This window comes from Streptomyces flavofungini (assembly GCF_041028215.1).
GTDB lineage: Bacteria > Actinomycetota > Actinomycetes > Streptomycetales > Streptomycetaceae > Streptomyces > Streptomyces flavofungini_B.
The window spans coordinates 1-3,730 of the sequence record NZ_JASKYR010000702.1 but is presented as its reverse complement, the minus strand read 5'-3'; the positions used below and the strand labels follow the sequence as shown (position 1 = coordinate 3,730).

General features: G+C 70.3%; 4 protein-coding genes. 1 reads left to right on the top strand and 3 read right to left on the bottom strand.

All coding sequences use genetic code 11. The features are described from left to right. Window positions 1-1,174: FG-GAP and VCBS repeat-containing protein (locus AB8Z36_RS32805; protein WP_369217031.1), on the bottom strand; the 1,174-nt coding region annotated here is incomplete at its 3' end. A gap of 154 nt (window positions 1,175-1,328) precedes the next feature. Beyond that, window positions 1,329-1,907 (bottom strand): CGNR zinc finger domain-containing protein, encoded by a 579-nt coding sequence (locus AB8Z36_RS32800; protein ID WP_369217030.1) that lies wholly within the window; start codon window positions 1,905-1,907, stop codon window positions 1,329-1,331. Between the two features lie 110 nt (window positions 1,908-2,017). Between AB8Z36_RS32800 and AB8Z36_RS32795 the strand changes: the two genes are divergently transcribed. Next, window positions 2,018-3,190 carry an epoxide hydrolase family protein gene (locus AB8Z36_RS32795; RefSeq protein ID WP_369217029.1) on the top strand — a complete coding sequence of 391 codons (1,173 nt, stop codon included), beginning with the start codon at window positions 2,018-2,020 and terminating at the stop codon, window positions 3,188-3,190. Between the two features lie 144 nt (window positions 3,191-3,334). On the opposite strand, the gene AB8Z36_RS32790 is transcribed toward AB8Z36_RS32795, so the two are convergent. Then, a complete protein-coding gene (locus tag AB8Z36_RS32790; protein ID WP_369217028.1) occupies window positions 3,335-3,544 on the bottom strand; it encodes a hypothetical protein in 210 nt (69 codons plus the stop codon). Window positions 3,545-3,730 lie beyond the last annotated feature (186 nt).

The following is a 3,730-nucleotide window of genomic DNA, read 5'->3' as shown; positions in this document are numbered from 1 at the left end:
TGCCGGTGATGCCACTGGAGGTGCCCTTCAGCACGAAGAAGCCGCCGCCGCTGGTGGCGCAGTCGTCGCAGTAGGGCTTGTTCTGACCGGGGGCGCCGGCGATCAGCTCGGGGTAGCCGTCCCGGTTGAGGTCGGCGGCGGCGACGGAGGAACCCAGGTGGTCGCCCCGCTTGACGCTGCCGGGGACGCCGGGGGTGTCCTTGGTGAACATCCGCATGGAGCGGTTGTCGTCCACGCCGTTGGGCCCGCCGTAGTTGATCCGGACCACGCCCGCGGCGTCCTCGGTGTCGAGCGTGGACTTGGCGTCGCCGACCGCGATGTCGCCGTAGCCGTCCTTGTCGAAGTCCGCGATGACGACGCTGTTGCCACCCCGGGTGGTGACCGGGGTGAAGCGGAGGCCGGAGGCCCCGCCGAGGAGGACGCGGCCCCGCATGCGGTCCTCGCCCAGGACGACGAGATCGTCGATGGAGCCCTTGTTGATGCGGCCCACCGCGATCCGGTCCTGCGCCCCGGAGTAGACGGGGTAGTTGCGGCCGGTGTCGATGTTCTTCGTCGAGACGGGTGTGCCGTCCGCCTTGAAGGGGCCCTTGAACAGCCGCAGTGAGGTGGAGTACCCGACGACCAGGTCGGTCTTTCCGTCGCCGGTGAAGTCACCGGCCTTCAGGACCGACCCGAAGCCGGGCCTGTCCATGGGGTCGGCCACCAGAGTGCCGCCCTTGAGGCCGGTGGGGCTGCCCCAGAGCAGACTGACCCGGTCATCCGCCGAGCCCACGGCGAGGTCGGCGTAACCGTCGGCGTTGAAGTCCCCGCTGGTCAGCACCTGCCCGAACCGCTCGCCCTGGGCCGCGTCACCCGGCACCCCGGGGCTGTTCCGGGTGAGCGCCTTCAGGCCGGTCTTCTGGGCGCCGTTCTTGCCGCCGTAGGAGACGGTGACGTAGCCCGCGTTGCCCAGCGTCGTGGTGGTCCCGTTGTCACCGGTGACCTTCACACCGGCGTCCGGGGAGCCGATGGCCAGGTCGTGGTAGCCGTCGCCGTTGAAGTCGTCCGAGTACCTGCTGGGCGCGGGAGCCGCGGTGGCGGCCTCGGCCTCGGCGCCGGGAGAGGCCAGCAGCCCTCCGGTCAGAGCAGTGGCCACCGTGGCGATCGCGATGGCGTGACGGATGTGACGTCGCACGTCCGTGTCCCCCTAAGAGTTTGATCCGAAATACGCCTCCAAGACCTCTGACATACGGGAACGGTTGTACGGATCTTCCTACCGTTTCGCCGCTACGGCCTCCGGCACCGCGGCCTGGCCGCGTCACCACGCCGTACGGAGAGCGGAGGGCAACTCACCCCCCGGGACGGGGTGTGCGGCTCTGGTTCGCCTTGAAGCGTGCCTTCTTCTGGCGATTGCCGCAGGTGTTCATGTCGCACCATCTGCGGCTGCGGCTCTGGCTGGTGTCGAAGAACGCGGCCTGGCAGGTCGGTGACGCGCACAGGGCGAGTCTGCCGTCCCGCTCACCCGAGATGACGCTGATCGCGTCGGCGGCGATCACGCCGAGGGCGTCCTCCACACCGGAGGCCGAGCCGAGCCGCCAGCGCCGCTCGCCCTCGGGCGTGAGGATCGCCGCGGCCCGCCCCCGGGCGCTGAAGTCATTGATGACGTGGACGGCGGACGCGGGAAGAGCCTCCCGCGACGCCGCGGCGGTCGCGGCGGCGTGGACCGCCTCCCGCAGCTCCCGGGCGCGGCCGAGCTGGGCAGCCGTGCAGGAGTCCACGGCGAGGCCGCTCACCCCCAGCCAGTCGACCAGTCGGCCGGGCGTCGGAATGCGCTCCACGGCGTCGCCATGACGCTCCGACAGCGTCCCCGTGAAGCTGGTCGCCAGCACATTGCCGAGACGGAAGTCAGGGAAGGCCGCAGCAGACATGGAACCACCTTAGCCGGTTGCGAGTTGCCGCGGCGGACTGCTAGAACCGTCTAAGGCAGTTCGCGAACCGTCATAGCCGGTTCCACGATGGCCAGGAGGTCCCCGGACTCATGCCCCGTACGACCAGCGACGTAGAAGCATTTGAAGCCCACGCACCCGACGCCGATCTCGATGATCTGCGCGCGCGACTGGCCGCGGCGCGACTGCCGGAGGTCGAGACGGTCCAGGGCGCCGCACCCGGCCCCCGCCGCTGGGAGCAGGGCGTTCCGCTCGCCGACCTCATCGAGGTCGTGCACCACTGGCGCACCGGATACGACTGGCGGCGCTTCGAGGAGCGGCTCAACCGGACCGGTCAGTTCCGCACGGTCATCGACGGGCTGGGCATCCACTTCCTGCACCGCCGGTCCGCGCGCCCGGACGCCACGCCACTGATCCTGACGCACGGCTGGCCGGACAGCATCGTCCGGTTCATCGACGTGGTGGAGGAGCTGGCGGAGCCGCAGGACGCGGACGTGCCCGCGTTCCATGTCGTGATCCCGTCACTGCCGGGCTTCGGCTACAGCGACAAGCCGGTCACCACCGGATGGGGAACCGAAAAGATCGCGGCCGCATGGGTGGAACTGATGGGCAGGCTCGGCTACGACAGGTTCCTGGCCCACGGCGGCGACTGGGGCGGCAACATCACCACGGTCCTCGGCGGCAGGTTCCCGGCGCACGTTCTCGGCATCCACACGACGTTCGCCGAGGGGCCGCCCGGGTTGACGACGGACGGGCTGACGGCGGCCGAGCGCGAGTGGACCGAGGACACCCGCGATTTCTGGCGCCACCGCGCGGCGTACGCGAAGCAGCAGGCCACCCGGCCGCAGACCATCGGCTACTCACTCGTCGACTCACCGGTCGGTCTGCTCGCCTGGATCCTCGACAAGTTCGCCGAGTGGTCGGACACGGAGGACAGCCCGTTCGAGACGATCTCCATGGACCGCGTCCTCGACGACGTCACCCTGTACTGGCTGACGCGGACCGGCGCGTCGGCGGCCCGCATCTACTACGAAAGCCACAACTCGCTCGACCCCGAGCTCCGGGTCGACGTCCCGTCGGCGCTCACCATGTACCCCCGCGACGTGGAGAAGTGTCCGCGCGGCTGGGCGCGGCAGCGGTACCGGCGGATCGTCCGGTGGGCGGAGCCCGAGAAGGGCGGACACTTCCCGTCGCTGGAGGTTCCCCGGTTCTTCGCCGACGATCTGCGGCAGGGCCTGGCGGCTGTGCTGGCCGCTGACCGCTGACCGCTGACCGCTGACCGCGAAGCGCCGCGTCGTGCGGATGGCCGACCATCCCGGACACCGCGAAGCCGCCCGGGGACACCGCGAAGCCGTCCGGCCGGTCTCACCGGCGGGACGGCTCAACGATGTGCGTGGGGACCTGCGCGGTCAGTCCATCACCATGGGGCCGAAGGAGGTGTCATCGTTGCTGATGGAGTTGAAACCGCTGGGGGAGAAGTTCTGGTTCGAGTCGAGGGAGTAGGCCTCGGTGACGTGCGGGCCGTCCTCGGGGCCGTCGTTGGCGGCGGCGGTTCCCGCGCTGCCCAGCAGGGCGGTGGCGGCCAGAGCGGCGGCGGCGAGGGTGGTGCGAATGCGCATCTGTCTCTCCTTTTCGGTGCGTACGGGACACCACGGGAGTGCCCTGGCGATGCGCGGTACATACGCCTCTCGGCCTTGATTCACCTGGTTGCCGGTGCGGCTGGCCCCAACAGCGGAAGGAATGCCCGGTTCGCCCGCTCGCGGCCCCTCCCCCTTCCCGCGCGGGCTTCCCGGGCCTCCTCAGCC

Bases quoted from the DNA above. Each gene is read 5' to 3' on its own strand.
- AB8Z36_RS32800 (WP_369217030.1), bottom strand. From the start codon at position 1,907: ATGTCTGCTGCGGCCTTCCCTGACTTCCGTCTCGGCAATGTGCTGGCG.
- AB8Z36_RS32795 (WP_369217029.1), top strand. From the start codon at position 2,018: ATGCCCCGTACGACCAGCGACGTAGAAGCATTTGAAGCCCACGCACCC.
- AB8Z36_RS32790 (WP_369217028.1), bottom strand. From the start codon at position 3,544: ATGCGCATTCGCACCACCCTCGCCGCCGCCGCTCTGGCCGCCACCGCC.